A 16281-nucleotide genomic window follows, 5' to 3' on the forward strand; every position below is an offset into this window, starting at 1 on the left:
TGAACGAGCAGCGGGTCGATTCTGGTGACGTGCCGACCTCTGCCGAGCGAATCCCCGAAACCCATCTGGCCGCCGAGGTGGCCACACAACCCGACGACTGGGCGCGCGCCGCGTCCGTCGCCGCCGAGCACGCCGCGCTGCTGCCGCAGCCCGGTGAGCGGGTGGCCGTCTTCGGGTGTGGCACCTCGCTTTTCATGTCCCGCGCCATCTCCGCGCTGCGCGAGTCCGCCGGTCACGGTCTGACCGACGCCTGGCCCGCCAGCGAGGTGCGCTACCGCGATTACGATCGCTACCTGGTGATCTGCCGTTCCGGCACCACCACCGAGGTGGTCGACGCCATGCGCGCGATCCCGAAGGGCGTGCCGCGCACCGTCATCTGCTCCAGCCCCGGTACCCCGGTGCTCGACCTGGCCGACCCGATCCTCATCGACGAGATCGACGAGAAGTCCGTGGTGCAAACGCGTTTCGCGACCACGGCGCTGGCGATCCTGCGCTGGCATCTGGGCGAGGACCTGGCCCCGGTGATCGCGCAGGCCCGCGCGGTGCTGGCCGAGGACCCCGAGCCCGGGCTCGCCGGTGTCCGCCGGGCCGAGCAGATCAGTTTCGTCGGAATGGGTTTCGCCGCCGCGATCGCCGACGAGGCGGGGCTCAAGCTGCGCGAGTCCTGCCAGTCCTGGACCGAGGGCTACCTGGCCACCGAGTACCGGCACGGCCCGATCAGCATCGCGGCGCCGGGGCGCGCGGTGTGGGCGTTCGGCCCGGTGGCCGAGAGCCTGCCCGACGACATCAAGTCCACCGGAGCGCATTTCGAGCATCGCGACATCGACCCGATGGCCGATCTGGTGCGCGTGCACCGGCTGTGCATGCTGCGCGCGGCGGATCTGGGCCTGGACCCGGACCATCCGCGCAGCCTGAATCGCTCGGTGATCCTCGGGTGACGGGCGCGTCGTGACCACCGTCGGACCCGACGATCTGGTGCTCGCCGTCGATGTCGGCGGCACCACGACCAAGGGCGAGATCACCGATGTTGCCGGGCGAGTGCTGAATACGGCCACGGTCGCCACGCCGCGCGGGGAGGCCGCCTTCGACGCCATGGGCGAGCTGGGGGCCGGGTTGCTGGCCGAACTGCCTGCCGCGCAGCGTGATCGGGTGGCCAGGGCGGCGGTGATCATGCCCGGCATCGTCGACTCCGCCCGCTCGCTGGCGGTGTTCAGCTCCAATATCGGCTGGCGAGATGTGAAGGTGGGCAGCAGGTTTCACGACCTGTGGCGGATGCCGGTGCTGATCGAGCACGACGTCACCGTCGCGGGCTGGGCGGAATGGCGATACGGCGCCGGCCGCGGCAGCGACGACGTGTGCGTGATCATTCTGGGCACCGGCATCAGCGGGACCCTGTCCGTCGCCGGGCGCCTGGTGCGCGGCGGCGCCGGACAGGCCGGCGAGTACGGGCACATCCCGGTGCGGTACCGGGACGGATTGCGGTGTCCGTGCGGCAATGTGGGCTGCGTGGAGACGGTGGCCTCCGGCGCCGCCATCGCGCGCGCCTACACCGCCCGCACGGGCCGCGAAATCCCCGGCGCCGAGGCGGTTTTCGCCGCCCGAGACACCGACCCGGACGCCCGCGCGGTACTCGCCGACGCCGTCGACGCCCTCGCCGAGGGTCTGTTCGGCGTCATCCACGCCGCCTGCCCCGCCCTGATCGTCCTCGGCGGCGGCCTAGCCGGGGCAGGCACAACCCTGACCGACGCCCTCCACCACCGCCTCACCGAACTACTCCGCGTCGCCCCCGTCCCCCGAGTAGTCCTGGGCGAATTCGGCGCCCGCGCAGGCCTTGTCGGCGCCGCCCTGTTCGCCAGAGCAGGAGCACTCGAATGAACCGAGCGGGAAGCCCTTCTCCCGGTAGCGCATACTCCCTTGTCCCGGCGGCGCATGCCCTCGTTGTCCCGGCGACGCGTACTACCGTTTCGCCGGTGGCGCATGCCCCCGTCTTCCCGGCGACGCGTACTACCGTTTCGCCGGTGGCGCACGCCCCCGTTTTCCCGGTGGTGCACACTCCTGTTTTCCCGGTGGTGCACACTCCTGTTTTCCCGGTGGTGCACGCTCCCGTTCTCCCGGCGACGCACAGTTCCGATTTCCCGGTGGCGCATGTCCCCTTGTACCGGCATGCTTCGCGTACTCCCTTTTCCCGGCATGCTTTTGGCCGGGAGCTCGGGCGGGCCGCATGTCCTCGGCCGATGATGCCTGTCTTGTGTACGACTGTGGACAGGTCGAGGAGGTGCGATGAGTGAGGGTGCGGGAGTGCGGGGTTCGGGCGACGTGGTGGTGCGTGGTCGAATCGTGACTGCCACACGACAACTCGACGACGGTGTGCTGACGGTGCGGGGTGAGCGGGTCCTGGTCGTCGAGTCGTTTGCGGAATGGGTTGGGCGGCATCCCGAGTCGGAGGCGCCGCCGTTCGCGGGGATTGTGGTGCCGGGGCTGGTGGATATCCACTGTCACGGGGGGTTCGGGTATCGGTTCGATAGCACCGATGCGGGACAGGCTCGGGGGGCCGCGGAATTCCATCGGGCACAGGGCAGTACGTCGGTGGTCGCCGGGCTGGTGACGGCTCCGCCCGACGAGATGGTGGCGCAGGTGGCGATGCTGCGGGGGCTGGTGGCCGAGGGGGTGGTTGCCGGAATTCATGCCGAGGGGCCGTTTCTGTCCGAAACGCGGTGCGGTGCACAGGATCCCCGGTATCTGCGCGATCCCGACCCCGAGCTGATCGACCGGCTGCTGGCGGCCGCGGACGGGCAACTGCGGGTCATGACGATGGCGCCCGAGCGCCCCGGCTTCGAGGCGGCCGCGCGCCGGCTCGCGGCGCAGGGCGTGGTGGTCGCCCTCGGCCACAGCGATGCGCCGTACGACCGATTCCTCGCCGCGCTCGCGCCCGCGGGGCCGGGCACGCTGGTCACCCACCTGGCCAACGGCATGCCGCCGCTGCACCACCGGTCGCCGGGGCCGGTGGCGGCGGGGCTGGTGGCCGCGGCGCACGGGCGGGTGATCGTCGAGCTCATCGGCGACGGCGTGCATCTCGACGCCGGATTCGGCGCGCTTGCCTTCGCCACCGCGCCCGGCCGGATAGCCCTGATCACCGATGCCATGCAGGCCGCCGGGCTGGCCGACGGCGAGTATCGGCTCGGCCCGCAGGCGGTCCGGGTCACCGGCGGGGTGGCGCGGATCGCCAACGGGTCGATCGCCGGTGGCACCGCCACCCTGCTGCGCTGCCTGCGCTGGGCGGTCCACGACTGCGGCGTGCCGCTCGCCGACGCGGTGCGTGCCGCCACCGCGACCCCTGCCGCCGCGATCGGATTGTCCCAGGTAGGAGACCTGCGGCCGGATTTCTACGCCGACGCGATCGTGCTGGATGCCACCCTGGGCTTGCGCCGGGTCCTGCACCATGGACAGTGGTTGACGTGATCCTCACCGTGACCATGAACCCCGCCTACGACATGACCTACCGCGTGGAGCGTCTCGAGCGCGGCCGGGTGCATCGGGTGCTGTCGGTCGAACAGCGCATCGGGGGCAAGGGCATCAATGTCAGCCGAGTGCTGAACCAGCTCGGAAAGTATTCGCGCGCAACGGGGTTCGCCGACCACCTGTTCTCGGCGGCGGCCGAGCTGGAGCTACCGGTGGACTTCGTGCACGCCCTGCCGTGGGTGCGGCGCACGGTCGTGATCAGCGAATCCGCCGACGGCACCGCCACCTCGCTCTGGGAGCCGGGCGCCCGGGTCAGCGACCCGTACGCCGTCGACCAGCTGCTGGTGCGGGTGGCGGGATTCCTGCCGGACGTGAGCGGGATGGTGGTGTCGGGATCGCTGCCCGGCGGCGTCTCCGACACGGTCCCGGCCCAGCTCGCCCGCGCCGGGCTCGAGCGCGGCGTGCCCACCGTCTGCGACGTGGACGGCCGCGCGCTGGAACTGGCCGCGCAGGTGCCCGGGGTGGTGCTGATGCCGAATCGGGAGGAGCTCGAGCGGCTCACCGGGTCGGACTCCGGGACCCCGGCGGAGGTGGTGCGCGCCGTGCGGCCGCTGCTCGACGGCGGGGCGCGGGCGGTGCTCGCCACCCGCGGCGCGGACGGCATGATCGCGGTCACCGGTTCGGGCGCGTGGTCGGCGACGCTGCCGGAGTCGGTGTCCGGGAATCCGACCGGTGCGGGCGACGCCGCGGCCGCCGCCGTGATCGCCGGGCTCGCCGACAACCCGAAACCGGACTGGCCCGCACTGCTGGTCGACGCCATCGCGACGTCGGCGGCGGCCGTGGTCATTCCGGTCGCGGGTGAGATCGACCGTTCGCTGCGCGCCCGGCTGGCGCCGACCGTGACGGTCACCGAGTTGTCCAGCTCTACCTAGGAGATTGATTCGTGCCCCTGCTGTCCGTGCCCGACCTGCTCGCCGCCGCCCGGCCCGGCGCCCTCGCCGCGTTCAACGTGATCGCCCTGGAACACGCCGAGGCCATCGCCGCGGCGGCCGAGGCCGCGAAACGGCCTGCGGTGCTGCAGATCTCGGAGAACACCGCGCGTTATCACGGCGGCGTGGCGCCGCTGGCCCGGGCCTGCCTGCAGATCGCCGCGGACAGCGGGGCCGCGCTCACGGTGCACCTGGATCACGCCACCTCGAGCGAATTGATCGTGGAGGCGGTGGAACTCGGGGTGTCGTCGGTGATGTACGACGGGTCGACGCTGGACTACGCCGAAAATGTGGACAGCACAGCGGAAGTCGTGCGCTGGTGCCACGAGCACGGGGTGCACGTGGAGGCGGAGCTCGGCGAGGTCGGCGGGAAGGACGGCGCGCACGCGCCCGGCGCGCGCACCGATCCGGACGAGGCGGTCGCCTTCGTCGCGGCCACCGGGGTGGACGCGCTCGCGGTGGCGGTCGGCTCCTCCCACGCCATGCACACCCGCGATGCCCGCCTGGACGACGACCTCATCGCCCGCCTCGCCGCCAAGGTCCCGGTCCCGCTGGTCCTGCACGGCTCCTCCGGCGTCCCCGACGAGGGCCTGCGATCGGCCGTCCGGCACGGCATGACCAAGATCAATATCGCCACCCGCCTGAATGTGGTGATGGCCGAAGCCGTCCGCAGCGTCCTCGCCGCCGACCCCGCCCTCGCCGACCCCCGCAAGTACCTCGGGCCGGGCCGGGCCGCGGTCACCGCGGAGGTCGAGCGCTTCCTGCACCTGCTCGCCGCACCGGCGTGATACTTCCGGCCCGAGCTCTCTCGTCATGATCCCGGTCCGAGCTCTCTCGTCGTGATCCCGGTCCGAGCTCTCTCGTCGTGATCCCGGCCCGAGCTCTCTCGTCATGATCCCGGTCCGAGCTCTCTCGTCATGATCCCGGCATGGCTCTCTCGTCATGATCCCGGCATGCTTTTGGCCGGGATCATCCCCGCGTCAGCCGAACACCACACTGGAAACCAGGTCACCGAGCTGAATCCGGTCCCCCGGGGCCAGCGGCCGGGAACACCCGTCGCCGTCCTCGGCCTCGTGCAGCCAGGCGGTGGTGTCGGTGTGGTTGACCACCTCGGCGTCCATCCACAGCTGCACGTTGTAGGCGATGGTGTCGATCGGGTCGGTGAGGACTCGGCCGTTTCCGTCCGCATCGGTGTAGCTGAAGGTGCCGATGGCCATGGCGTCTCCCTTGCGCATCCCCGGGGTGAGGCTATTGATGTCCTATGTGAATTATCCAATGTCAGAGTGGGTATTTTCGGGTCGTGACCGGGTAGTGCCGAAATAGTTGCAGACCGAGCGGTACAGTTTGAGCATGTCCGACAGCGGGTTTCGATCCGCGCCCGGCGCGGACCCGTTCGACGCCTACCGCATGCCCACCGCGGTGCGGGCGGCACGGTGGATCGCGCTGGCGACGGCCGGTGTCGGAATCGTGTGCACGGCCGCGGCCGGATGGCTGTTCGGGGCGCGGTCCGCGCTGATGATCGCGCTGTCGTTCGTGCCGAACTGGCTGCTGGGGGTGGTGGCGCTGGCCTTCGGCGCGGTCGGCGACGGCATCCGCGTCGGCGCGGTACTGCTCGCCGCGCTGAGCATGCTGTGGACCGTGCCGTCGATCGTGCTCGGTCATCCGCCGGGGTGGCTGGGACCGATCGGCGCGCTCGCGATGATCGTGCTGCTGTTCCGGCCCTCGGCCCGCGCCTGGTTCGAACCGCCCGCCCGCGCCCCGGGCCGGTAACTCCGCCGAAATCCGATGCGCCGATTCGCAATATCGGCGCAACGGTCAGCTCCTAATCTGTGCATTCATGAGTAGGGAACCCGCGGGCACCGGTATTCACATCGGCGGGCTGAGTAAGACGTTCCGGGTCGGGCGGCGCGCCGTCCAGGCGCTGGAATCGGTGGATCTGCATACCGAGCGGGGCGCGTTTCTGTCGCTGCTGGGTCCCTCGGGATGCGGAAAGTCGACGGTATTGCGCATTCTGGCCGGGCTGGAGACACCCACCGCCGGGACCGCCCGCATCAACGGTGCGACCCCGGCGGAACTGCGCCGCCGCCACGAATTCGGCATCGCCTTCCAGGATTCGGCGCTGTTGCCCTGGCGCAGCGTGGAATCCAATATCAAACTGCCGCTGCAGGTGGCCGGGCTGCCGGTGGAATCGGACCGAATAGCCGACCTGATCGCGCTGGTCGGCCTGGAGGGCTTCGAGAAGGCCCGGCCCGCACAGCTGAGCGGCGGTATGCGCCAACGTGTTTCGATCGCGCGGGCGCTGGTGGTGCAGCCCACGGTGCTGCTGCTCGACGAGCCGTTCGGCGCCCTGGACGATATGACCCGGCAGCGGCTGAACCTCGAGCTGCTGCGCATCTGGACCGAGAAGCCCGCCACCACACTGATGGTCACGCACGGCATCGGCGAGGCGGTGTTCCTGTCCGACGCGGTGGCGGTGCTGAGCCCGCGGCCGGGCCGGGTGGTGGAGCTGGTGCCGATCGACCTGCCCCGCCCGCGCACGCCGGAGATGATGCGCGCGCCGGAGTTCCACCGGCTCTGCGACTACCTGTCCGAGCTGCTGTTCGGGCGCGGCGGCCGGGGCGGCATCGAGGCCGAAGCCGAAGCGGCCCTGGATGTTCCGGGCGGTGCGCGGTGAGGCGCGTGGGCGGGGCGCTGGGTATCGCGGCGCTGATCGCGATGTGGTGGATCCTGGCCGACCTGCGGGTGGCGGGCGGCACCGTCCCGAGCCCGTGGACCGTGCTGCACGGCGTGTACACCGACGGCTGGGCGCTGTACGGGCCGAACTTCCGGATCACGGCTTCCGGTGCGCTGCAGGGGTTCCTGTGGGGCAACGGGCTGGCGATCGCGCTGGCCGTGCTGGTGCTGCTGGTGCCGCCGATCGAATCGCTGGCCACCCAGTTGGCGATACTCGGTTACTGCACACCGCTGCTGGCGCTGGGCCCGATCATCCTGGTGGTGTTCGGCGGGCGCACCCCGACGGTGTTCCTGGCCGCCATGTACTGCTTCTTCACCACCATGGTCGGCACCGTGTCGGGGCTGCGGTCCGCCGACCGGACCAGCCTGGATCTGGTGCGCGCCTACGGCGGCGGGCGCTGGCAGCAGCTGTGGCGGGTCCGGTTGATCGCGGCGCTGCCGAATACGCTGGCGGCGTTGAAGATCGCCGCGCCCTCGGCGGTGCTGGGCGCGATCATCGGCGAGTATCTGGGCGGGATCGACAGCGGTATCGGGGTGGCGCTGACCGCGGCGCAGACCTCCTACAACGTGCCGCGCACCTGGGGCATGGCGCTGGCCGCCGCGGCGCTGGCCGGGCTCGGCTACGCGGTGGTGGCGCTGGTGGCCCGGCTGCTGGCGCCGTGGACCGGTCGGGAGGCGCGGGCGTGAACGCACTGCGACGCATCGCGAGATTCCTTGCACCCCTGATTATTTCGCTGATCGTGATGCTGCTCGTCTGGTATGCCTTCCTGCATGCGTTCCCGCAGGTGGGGCCACGGGTGGGCAAGACGCCGGGCGATGTCTGGAACTACCTGGTCACCGGCGACTCCGCCGCCGTCGCACGGCGGGCGATCGAGTCGGATCTGCGAATCACGCTGCGGGACGCGGCCATCGGCTTCGGCGTCGGCATGGTGGTGGCGCTGGTGGTGTCGGCCCTGTTCGTCACGCTGCCCGCGGTCGAGCAGTCGTTCCTGCCGGTGGCGATGCTGCTGCGCTCGGTGCCGCTGGTGGCGCTGACGCCGATCATCGTGCTGATCTTCGGCCGCGGCCTGGCCGGGGTGACCGTCATGGCGGCGATCGTGGTGTTCTTCCCCGCCCTGGTGATGATCATGACCGGCCTGCGCTCCGCCTCCCCGCAGGCCATGGAACTCGTTGCCGCCTACGGAGGTTCGCGCTGGACCCGGCTGCGCATGGTCGCGGTGCCCGCCGCGTGGCCGTCGGTGTTCGCCGCCGCGCGAATCTCGGTGCCGGGGGCGCTGATCGGCGCCCTGCTCGGCGAATGGCTGGGCAGCGGAACGGGTCTCGGGGCGAGCCTGGTTCGCGCCATACCGACGTTCCAGTACGACAAACTCTGGGCCTCGATCGTGCTGGTCACCATTGTTTCGGTACTTCTGTATGCAATAGTCGGCGTCGTCGAAAATTTGATATCGGCACGATTCGGCTCGACGGCCGGTAACGAATGACCGATTCGTCTCGCGAAAGCAAAGAATCCGAAATCGAAAAGTCCTAGATTTCCTTGCCGAGAAGGAGGGAAAGCAGCTCTGAGCTGGTTGATTGCGGTACGAAGAACCGCTTCTCTGGGGGTCTGTGAAGGTATCTGTGAAGGGTTTTCAGATGGGTCCGGTCAGCCGACATCGACGAAGTCGATAACTGGCCTGTCGATAGCCACGTAGTTCTCCAGCGTGACCGGGCTCCCGATCTCGTGTCCCAGGATCTCACGAGCCCGTGCGAGAGCGTAGTCCAGACCACGACGGATATACGCCTCGGCGATGCGTGTCGCTTTCGTCGATCGCAGAGTCCTCAGTGTGGCTCCTTCCAGCGGTGTTCCTTTGACGATTTTCCTGAAGGTAACTTCGGCATTGTCCGGGTTCAGCATTGCGCCCGAGGAACCTATGAATACGAGTTTCTGCCCAGGTTTCGCGAGTAGTTTCAATCGTTTGAGTGCGGCGAGCGCCCGTGCGCTTACCTTGATGACCCGCAATGATGCCTCGGTTTTTGGGAAGGGTTGCCGGAACAAGACGTAAATTCTTGCTGTGGGGCTCAGCGTCTTCCAGTCCTCCGGAAGAATGATCTGGTTCGAGCTAAGCTTGAATTCTTCGATAAGGCGATGAACATCCTCTATCGTAAGTACCGTATATACAAGTGTGGCCTCGATGGTGACGGTTCCTGCATTGTAGTCGATGCTGTCGAACTCGATGGCAAGGCATTCGCCAGGGCGACCTGCGGTTTCGTATAGCAGTAATGTGTAGTCACGAAAGATGGGATTGCGCCTCGGCTTCCCCGTGAAGTACTTTTCTTCGAGGGACCAGTACAGATCCATTTCCGCTTTCGAGAACGGCATCGGTTCTTCGGAGAAATAGGGGTTTGCGCCAACTTTTCTGCGGGCTCTTCGGGAGGCATTTTCGCCGTTGTAGCCTTTAATGCTCGCTACTGGATTGTCGTCGCGAAAATCGTCATCGACAAGCATTTGAAAAGCTTGGTTGAGGATGGTCTTATGAACCGATTGTTTGTTTGAAAAGCTGTTGAGCAACTCTAGATATCCACGTATGTCCCTTCGCGTCGCTCGTAGTGCCTTCACCTTGGCCAGGCTGGAGTTTGCGATCTTGATGGTATTCTTGCGCCCTTTTGCTGCAACCTCAATTTCTTTATAATAAATGTTGAGGGTCTGAAGTCGCCGTGTGGTTACCGGTTTTTTCTTCTCGCGGTTGTACCAAGCTCGCACGACTTCGAGTACGGTAGGATCATCACCATATTCGGTATCGGCGCAGCCGATTGCTCTCGGCTTCCATGCCTTCACCCGCTTCTGAAGATTCCGGCGACACGCTTCCGGCGACGCTCCGTGCGCCCACACGCGGGAAGGTTCTCCGAACGGTTCGCCGATCGTGACGGACCATTCGAAGTAGTTTCGTTTATCGTTCCATCGCGGCTCCGCTGGCCAATGCTTACCCTGCTCTCCGACCGCAAGCTTGCTGCCCATCGCTATCCCCGACCCTCGTCACGCTTTCTCTGAATGGCGCGGATTGCGTCGTCGAGTTCGCCGACGATCCATGACGGCTGGCTGCGCGCCAGGAACTCCAGCCGTGCCCGGCCGCCTCGATCTCCCGGCGCGGAGCCGAACGGCTCGTCGCCGCGCAGCCAGGCCCACAGCTGCTCTGCCGTGAGCCCGGTGCCGTCGACCGCGTCGTTTGCGGCGGCATCCGGCATCAGGAGCGTCATCGGCGAGACGCCGAGGACGTATGCGAGGGCGGGCAGTTCGTCGGCGGAGATGCGGCGATCTCGTGATTCGATCTTGCTCAGTCCCAGTTCGGGGATGGGGCATCCGATCGCCTTCAGGCGCCTGGAGAGCTCGGCGTAGCCGATGCCCAGGTCCTCGCGCAACTGCTTGATGCGTTCGGCGATGATCTTTGCGATGGCGTCGCCGAGTTCTTCTGGTGGTGATGTCATGGGCGGCAGTATGGCATATCCGATCTATTGCTAGTGCATGCTTTTGGATAGTTTCTGCTAGCTTTCCGATAGCGATAGCCATCGTTGTGATGGCATCGCTGATCAGAGGAGGCGCAGATGAGCGAAACCCGAGCCAGCGAGGAGCCGCTGGTCACACCGCATCAGCTGGCTGTCCGATGGGGGGTGACCGAGCAATATCTGGCCGACATGCGCTACCACGGCACCGGCCCGGCCTTCATCAAGGTCGGCCGCAAGGTTCGCTATAGCTGGCGGGCCATCCGGGAGTACGAGACGGCCAACACCGCCGCCCGCACTGCCTGAGCGGTACGCAGCGACGCCCCTGCGATCCGAGAAAGTCGCAGGGGCGTTGTGTGCCTGTTCGGTGCGTGCGCGCAAGTCAAGATCGCCCTACCCGCACCACTAGTCGTCGGTACACCGAACGATCGCGTTTTGCGTGCCGCTGTGCCGCCCCGGTTGCCATCATGGTCACGATCACCAGACACCCCTCTGCCGAGAAGCGACTCTCGACGATGATCGAACAGACCTCCCTGATGGACAAGCTGTGGACGCCGGATGAGTTGGCTGACTACTTCCACACCACCACGAAGGTGCTGGCGAACGAGCGCAGCAGTGGTACCGGGCCCCGCTTCGTCAAGCGCGGCACCAAGGTTCTCTACCCTGAGAGCGCCATCGCCGAGTACCTGAACTCGAACACCCTCGGCAGCACTGAGGAGGCTGCGGCGGCACGATAAGACCGCTGATCACCCGTGACCGCAGTCGGCGATCACGGGTGATCAGCGTCCGGCGCCGGACACGCTTGGGGCGACGCCTCGCGCTCCGTGCCCAGGCCATCGTCCATCGGATGATCGCGTATTACGTGTCGCCTGTGCCGCTCGGTTGTCATGATGGTCGGATGACCGATAGACAAGATGCTCCTTCGGGAGAAGACAGGGCAGGTAAGGGCGGCCAGTGGCTGCTGATCGAGACATTCACGTGGCCGGAAGATGGTGTGTCCATTGTGAATTGGGGTGGTAGGCCCCGGGCGTTCCTGCCGGTGAAGACGGCGCTCAAGGGGTCGTCCATCGCACGAATCGACCGGGCTATCACGACGGTCGCCGAGACTCGCGAGCCGTACTCGGAGAGTAATCAAGGCTACCGGGTGGAGGCCGTCCCGCATGTCGTCGGTGGCCGGTTGCACGGTATTCAGTACTGGTCGGGCCATGATGGTGATGCTGTGCCGGAGAGGCCGCTGGTGGCTGCGTGGCGGGTCGATTTCACGACGAAAACCGCATTGGGCTCGCCGGAGTGGGCGGAGATGGCTGATCTGCCGCCCGAGGAGCGGGGCCAAGCCGCGTCGCTGGCAACGGTTTTCGCGCAGGTGACGACCGACCACCGGGAGTCGGTGGCGCTCAAGAGGATCGTCGCTCCGCAGGCGGGGGAGACGAATCAGGGTTTTTGGACGATCAAGCGGCGGGACGGTACGGAGTGGCAGTCGCATTGGTCGCATCGGACGGTCGAGGAGTCCATCGGCGGCGAGACGCATCTGGTGGGTCTGGGTCTCAGTCAGCGGGTGCAGACGCAGCCCGATAGCGAGCCGGAACCGTTTGTGCTGCTCGAGCACAGGTTGATCGAGGCGTCGAGCACTCCGGGTGAGTATCAGGCGATCGTCGATCTGGATAGTTTGACTCTGGTGCGCTGGAGGCACGGTACGACGCCGCCGGACAGGATCGCGTGGCGTCGGATCGCGACCGAGCCCGAGCCCGCGGTCCATCCGGATGATCGGCCGGTGATGCTCGCGATGGCCAACGGACTGTCGAAATCGTCGACGACGGGCTCCCTGCGGGTGCGCGGGGTGGATGGGGAGTGGGTGCGCATCAGCGCACGAGCGGATCTGGTGCCCGTCGACCGCAACGTGACGGCTGCCCTGGTGCGGTTCACGATCGAGAGCTGATTCTCGCGGCGACGCGCGGGTTTTCGCCGTCGCTGTCCGGAACCGGACGCCCTTCCATGACGAATCATGGATTAACTCGGGGTGAACGGATTATCATGCGAGGTACGCACGCCCGCTGGCTTTGACGGTCGGGCGACCCGGCGAGACCGGTTCTACATGGGTCTCGGACTGGCAGCGACCCCGCACCTTACGACCGTGCGGAATGACAGTGACTGCTACCTGGAATCGAGCCGCCGATGCTGATGCGTTGCACTGACATTGATCACCATAGAGCGTATCGGCGGATGCCGTCTGCTGCCCGAACGGCGCGAGCGCTGATGGTAGGGGTCCGTACCAGGTTGGATCGCCGAGGCTCGGGGGCGGGCACGATGGACAGGAAATCGGGTGCAGCGCACGGTATTACGATCGGCCCGCCATCCGGGCGGATCGTTGTCGGCGGCGGCATGATCGAGATCGGGGCGGTGATTCGCTCGAGCGACGGTGCGCTCGAGGTGGTGCCCCGGATCGGGCTGACCGATATCGAGCATCGGATGCTGCGCCGCGCCGCGGATCTCATCCGGATCGGACACATAGACGACAGCCGGGGTAGGTGCTTGTCCGGTGGTAGATGGGTGACGGGCGTGCGGGTGCCCTACTTGTCCTGCCTCGCGCTCGGCGACTCGCGCGCTTCGAGATCGGCCATCTGATCGGCCGTGAGCGGGACGAACTCGTACTCGACAGCTGCTTCGTCATGCTCGGCCCCACCGCGTGGCAGAGGCTCGCGGATGCCGGAGGACCGCCTGGCCGCGTTGATGATCCCGACGACCGTCGTGCCCAGCGCCTTGGCGATGTCGTGTAGGCGTCCGGTATTCGGTGCCGTGACACCGGTCTCGTACCGAATGTAGGTGTTCAGCGGGATACCGGTGGCGGAGCAAACATCGTCCCTGGTCAGTCCCTTCTGCTCACGACGATCCCGCACCACTTCGGCCACGGCGGCGTTGAGCCGGTCGCCCTCGGTGACATCCACTGGATTGATGGTCGCCATGGCATCAGGGTAACGGCGCACGCCCTGACACACCAGGCGAGTGGGGCTCATAAGATTTGCTGGAGATTAGTTGAGACTAGCTGGGAATATTGTGTGTTGCAGTACCCAAAAATGGGTATTACTGTCGGTTTCGATGCTTCGACGGGAGGGCTTGGTTCCGAAGCATCGCGAGGGCGGCTTGGGTGCTCACCCGCGTCGGGGCAGGCCGCATGGGCAGAGGTTGACGAGACCAGCGAGGGCAGAGAGTGAACAACACAAACCGGAGACGGCCCAGCGAGCCACCGCTACCGGTCATCGAAGCGGTCGACGAACCTTTGACGGAGCCACCCGGCGGAGACGTCGAACCGGGCACCACCGCTTCAGTCGGCCCGAAGGAGGTGATCATCTCCATCGCGTGGCTGGCCGCCTACCTGCGGTCGATACCTACCACGCCGGTCGTCTGATCGATCGTGTCCAGCAGTGCTCGACCCATCTCGAGCACTGCTTCCGGGCTCTCCCCTCGCGCCCTGGCGTACTCCGTGATCAGGGTGTTGTAGAGCCGCCAGAACTTTTCGCGCGCAGTATCAATCGAGCCATGTCCCTCTTCGAACGCCCGCATCGCGTCCCGCGCACCGGCCAGCAACGCGATCTGCGCTGTTTGAACCCCGTAATCGACGGGGGCACTCCGCACCATCGCAAGAGCGGGCCCCTCGTCGGTCTGCACGAGCCGCGTGGTCGGCACTCGCACCAGTTCCCACTCGACCTCGATCTCACCGCCCCGTACGTATTTGTCGATCGACTCGGGCTTCCAGCCGTAGAGGCGTTCCAGTGCCCGCCGCTTGTCCGGCCCCAGCTTGCCGATGGTCGGGTGCGGCATCTTCCCTGTTTCGAACGCGCGTAGCGCAGCATCCGACGGTGCGCCGGGTTCGGCCATAACAGCCTTCCGTGTCAGCCTGAGTTCCTCTCGTCGCCGCTGCGCGATCGGGCCCAGCTCCGCCCATCGGGCATCGCTTTCCCGCCGGTCGTCACTCATGGCCACCATCATGCACCGCCAGGACGGACAGGTCTAGCGCTGAACGCAGCAATGTTTCCGCAGATCTAACTGTATGACGTTAGCTCAAGATCCTGTCTCGACCTGCCTATCTGCCCGATTTCCTGGTGGTTTCGGCCTTGTACCTGTCGCCCCCTATGGTTAGCCTCTAACGCATGACCGTTAGAGCTGTCGGTCCGTTAGTGCGAATCCGCAATCTGCGCCAAGCCCAGGGCATGACCGTGCGGGAGTTGATCCGCCGCATCGTCGAGCACGGCGGCCCCGGAGTGCACGAGGACACCATCCGCAACATCGAACTCGGATACCGCGGGGCGTCGGACGAGCTGATGCGCGCCTGGGCCAGCGCATTGGGCGCCGACCCGCGCGACATCGTCCAGCAGCCACGCTGCACCACATGCCAGGACAAGAGCCGATGACGGCCGATAGCTTGCCGCGAGGGCTGCCCGGCTCGTTCCCCCCGTGGCAGCGCTTCGCCGATTACACCACCGGCCAGCTCGAGGAGATGGCCGAGCAGGCGCAGTGGCGGGCCTGTCTCGGCGGTAGCGAGCTGAGTCTTCGCCGATGGCTCTACGCCTTGCACGCCACCGCCATATCCCGCACTCGAAAGGGCGAAACACTATGTCTCCCAGCGAATTAACGTTCACCCCACCCACTGCCGACAGTGTGATCGTCAAGGTCCGTGAGATCGCTGCCGGAGCACCGGACAACATCTATGCCGCGACGACCGAGGACGGCACCCCGGTGTGCGCGTACGTGCTCGGCGGCGAGGGTTCCTGCCTGATCGGGAAAGCTCTTGTCGCTCTGGGCGTTCCACTTGCTGTCTTCGAGCAGCGGACAGTATCCGGCAAACTGTTCAACACTCGGTTCATCGATGTCCCGGAATGGCTGGCACTGCTGGGCTGGGACAACGGGACACAAGCCCGATGGCTGCACTGCGTGCAGGCGCATCAGGACTGCGACGTGCCGTGGGGCACGGCCATCGAGTACGCCGACCGTAAAGCCACCATAGGCGCACTGTCTCTCTGATAAGCCGCAGTATCCGTAATCCTGTGCATCACAGCGTATTTCACGTCATTGCGGCATTCGCCGAACCCTTCTCGAATTCGACAGACGGGACACCCATGTCCACATACCCCCACCTCAGCACCGGCACCGTCGCCCACACCATCTATCCGGGTGCCGCCGACCCACTCATGGCAGCCGAGGCGGTGACCGCATGACGCTCACCGTCACCGGTGACGACCTGATCACTAAGGTCCGCGAGACCGCCGCCGCAGCACCGGCTTTCGTGTACAAGCACAGTGAGTGCGTCAACGTCGAACGCGACAGCACCGGCACCCTCGCAGGGTCGTGCCTGATCGGCAAAGCCGTTGTCGCACTGGGCATCGACCCGCAAGCCATCTTCGACCGCCACAACGGCGACGATGCGGTGACCCTGATGGTCACGCTCGGCATCTGCCACACGCGCAGTGAAGCGGCCTGGCTCGACCGCGCGCAGTACGAGCAGGACAACGGGCTCGGGTGGGGGTTGGCGGTGAAGTCCGCCGATCTGTTCTGCCCGGAGATCGCGGGACTCAGCGACGCCGAACAGCATGCGCTGCAAGCCGAACTCGTCGCCGCGAGACCGCGGTGA

The 16281-nt window shown here is 66.8% G+C and carries 22 protein-coding genes; 16 read left to right on the top strand and 6 right to left on the bottom strand.

What is annotated here, in order from left to right; all coding sequences use genetic code 11:
* Positions 1 to 29 precede the first annotated feature (29 nt).
* From HPY32_RS22395 to HPY32_RS22415, 5 genes are all read left to right on the top strand, one after another.
* The gene (locus HPY32_RS22395; RefSeq protein WP_231951899.1) at positions 30 to 938 is read left to right on the top strand and encodes an SIS domain-containing protein; all 909 of its coding nucleotides are present in this window, start codon (positions 30 to 32) and stop codon (positions 936 to 938) included.
* Between the two features lie 10 nt (positions 939 to 948).
* Positions 949 to 1875 carry an ROK family protein gene (locus tag HPY32_RS22400; protein WP_082871778.1) on the top strand — a complete coding sequence of 309 codons (927 nt, stop codon included), beginning with the start codon at positions 949 to 951 and terminating at the stop codon, positions 1873 to 1875.
* Positions 1876 to 2280: 405 nt separating this feature from the next.
* A complete protein-coding gene (locus HPY32_RS22405) occupies positions 2281 to 3459 on the top strand; it encodes an N-acetylglucosamine-6-phosphate deacetylase (RefSeq protein WP_067594924.1) in 1179 nt (392 codons plus the stop codon).
* On the top strand, positions 3456 to 4391 hold the full coding sequence (locus HPY32_RS22410; RefSeq protein WP_067594921.1) for a hexose kinase: 936 nt from the start codon (positions 3456 to 3458) through the stop codon (positions 4389 to 4391). Before HPY32_RS22405 ends, HPY32_RS22410 begins: the two co-directional genes overlap by 4 nt.
* 11 nt (positions 4392 to 4402) lie before the next feature.
* Positions 4403 to 5236, top strand: a complete 834-nt coding sequence (locus HPY32_RS22415; RefSeq protein ID WP_067594918.1) for a class II fructose-bisphosphate aldolase — start codon at positions 4403 to 4405, stop codon at positions 5234 to 5236.
* A 192-nt stretch (positions 5237 to 5428) separates the two neighbouring features.
* Here the strand turns inward: HPY32_RS22415 and HPY32_RS22420 are convergent, their stop codons facing one another.
* Positions 5429 to 5683 carry a hypothetical protein gene (locus HPY32_RS22420; protein WP_067594915.1) on the bottom strand — a complete coding sequence of 85 codons (255 nt, stop codon included), beginning with the start codon at positions 5681 to 5683 and terminating at the stop codon, positions 5429 to 5431.
* A gap of 115 nt (positions 5684 to 5798) precedes the next feature.
* Here HPY32_RS22420 and HPY32_RS22425 point away from each other — a divergent pair, with 115 nt between their 5' ends.
* From HPY32_RS22425 to HPY32_RS22440, 4 genes are all read left to right on the top strand, one after another.
* A complete protein-coding gene (locus HPY32_RS22425; protein ID WP_156674760.1) occupies positions 5799 to 6218 on the top strand; it encodes a hypothetical protein in 420 nt (139 codons plus the stop codon).
* Positions 6219 to 6285: 67 nt separating this feature from the next.
* The gene (locus tag HPY32_RS22430) at positions 6286 to 7122 is read left to right on the top strand and encodes an ABC transporter ATP-binding protein (protein ID WP_067594909.1); all 837 of its coding nucleotides are present in this window, start codon (positions 6286 to 6288) and stop codon (positions 7120 to 7122) included.
* A gap of 41 nt (positions 7123 to 7163) precedes the next feature.
* Positions 7164 to 7868: an ABC transporter permease gene (locus HPY32_RS22435; protein ID WP_082871942.1), complete on the top strand. Its 705-nt coding sequence runs from the start codon at positions 7164 to 7166 to the stop codon at positions 7866 to 7868.
* On the top strand, positions 7865 to 8662 hold the full coding sequence (locus HPY32_RS22440) for an ABC transporter permease (protein ID WP_067596267.1): 798 nt from the start codon (positions 7865 to 7867) through the stop codon (positions 8660 to 8662). Before HPY32_RS22435 ends, HPY32_RS22440 begins: the two co-directional genes overlap by 4 nt.
* Positions 8663 to 8823: 161 nt before the next feature.
* On the opposite strand, the gene HPY32_RS22445 is transcribed toward HPY32_RS22440, so the two are convergent.
* Together HPY32_RS22445 and HPY32_RS22450 are read right to left on the bottom strand one after the other, a co-directional pair.
* Positions 8824 to 10176: a site-specific integrase gene (locus HPY32_RS22445; RefSeq protein WP_082871777.1), complete on the bottom strand. Its 1353-nt coding sequence runs from the start codon at positions 10174 to 10176 to the stop codon at positions 8824 to 8826.
* Between the two features lie 2 nt (positions 10177 to 10178).
* Positions 10179 to 10643 (bottom strand): helix-turn-helix domain-containing protein, encoded by a 465-nt coding sequence (locus HPY32_RS22450; RefSeq protein WP_067594900.1) that lies wholly within the window; start codon positions 10641 to 10643, stop codon positions 10179 to 10181.
* Positions 10644 to 10760: 117 nt separating this feature from the next.
* Between HPY32_RS22450 and HPY32_RS22455 the strand changes: the two genes are divergently transcribed.
* The 3 genes from HPY32_RS22455 (at position 10761) to HPY32_RS22465 (ending at position 12594) form a co-directional block, all read left to right on the top strand.
* The gene (locus HPY32_RS22455; RefSeq protein ID WP_067594897.1) at positions 10761 to 10964 is read left to right on the top strand and encodes a hypothetical protein; all 204 of its coding nucleotides are present in this window, start codon (positions 10761 to 10763) and stop codon (positions 10962 to 10964) included.
* A gap of 161 nt (positions 10965 to 11125) precedes the next feature.
* Positions 11126 to 11395, top strand: a complete 270-nt coding sequence (locus tag HPY32_RS22460; protein ID WP_156674759.1) for a helix-turn-helix domain-containing protein — start codon at positions 11126 to 11128, stop codon at positions 11393 to 11395.
* A 110-nt stretch (positions 11396 to 11505) separates the two neighbouring features.
* Positions 11506 to 12594 carry a GAF domain-containing protein gene (locus tag HPY32_RS22465; protein ID WP_156674758.1) on the top strand — a complete coding sequence of 363 codons (1089 nt, stop codon included), beginning with the start codon at positions 11506 to 11508 and terminating at the stop codon, positions 12592 to 12594.
* 215 nt (positions 12595 to 12809) lie between these two features.
* Here the strand turns inward: HPY32_RS22465 and HPY32_RS43960 are convergent, their stop codons facing one another.
* From HPY32_RS43960 to HPY32_RS22475, 3 genes are all read right to left on the bottom strand, one after another.
* On the bottom strand, positions 12810 to 13163 hold the full coding sequence (locus HPY32_RS43960; RefSeq protein ID WP_067594891.1) for a hypothetical protein: 354 nt from the start codon (positions 13161 to 13163) through the stop codon (positions 12810 to 12812).
* A gap of 62 nt (positions 13164 to 13225) precedes the next feature.
* A complete protein-coding gene (locus HPY32_RS22470; protein ID WP_067594887.1) occupies positions 13226 to 13618 on the bottom strand; it encodes a helix-turn-helix domain-containing protein in 393 nt (130 codons plus the stop codon).
* A 406-nt stretch (positions 13619 to 14024) separates the two neighbouring features.
* On the bottom strand, positions 14025 to 14630 hold the full coding sequence (locus HPY32_RS22475; protein ID WP_156674757.1) for a hypothetical protein: 606 nt from the start codon (positions 14628 to 14630) through the stop codon (positions 14025 to 14027).
* A 173-nt stretch (positions 14631 to 14803) separates the two neighbouring features.
* Between HPY32_RS22475 and HPY32_RS22480 the strand changes: the two genes are divergently transcribed.
* The 4 genes from HPY32_RS22480 to HPY32_RS22495 all read left to right on the top strand — a co-directional run bounded on the left by HPY32_RS22480 (position 14804) and on the right by HPY32_RS22495 (position 16281).
* Positions 14804 to 15064: a helix-turn-helix domain-containing protein gene (locus tag HPY32_RS22480; protein ID WP_082871774.1), complete on the top strand. Its 261-nt coding sequence runs from the start codon at positions 14804 to 14806 to the stop codon at positions 15062 to 15064.
* Positions 15061 to 15285 carry a hypothetical protein gene (locus tag HPY32_RS22485; RefSeq protein WP_171983020.1) on the top strand — a complete coding sequence of 75 codons (225 nt, stop codon included), beginning with the start codon at positions 15061 to 15063 and terminating at the stop codon, positions 15283 to 15285. Before HPY32_RS22480 ends, HPY32_RS22485 begins: the two co-directional genes overlap by 4 nt.
* On the top strand, positions 15267 to 15674 hold the full coding sequence (locus HPY32_RS22490) for a hypothetical protein (protein ID WP_156674756.1): 408 nt from the start codon (positions 15267 to 15269) through the stop codon (positions 15672 to 15674). The genes HPY32_RS22485 and HPY32_RS22490 overlap by 19 nt, the downstream gene beginning before the upstream one ends.
* A gap of 190 nt (positions 15675 to 15864) precedes the next feature.
* Complete coding sequence (locus HPY32_RS22495; RefSeq protein ID WP_067594875.1) at positions 15865 to 16281, top strand: hypothetical protein; 417 nt, start codon at positions 15865 to 15867, stop codon at positions 16279 to 16281.

This window comes from Nocardia terpenica (assembly GCF_013186535.1).
GTDB classification, from domain to species: Bacteria; Actinomycetota; Actinomycetes; order Mycobacteriales; family Mycobacteriaceae; genus Nocardia; species Nocardia terpenica.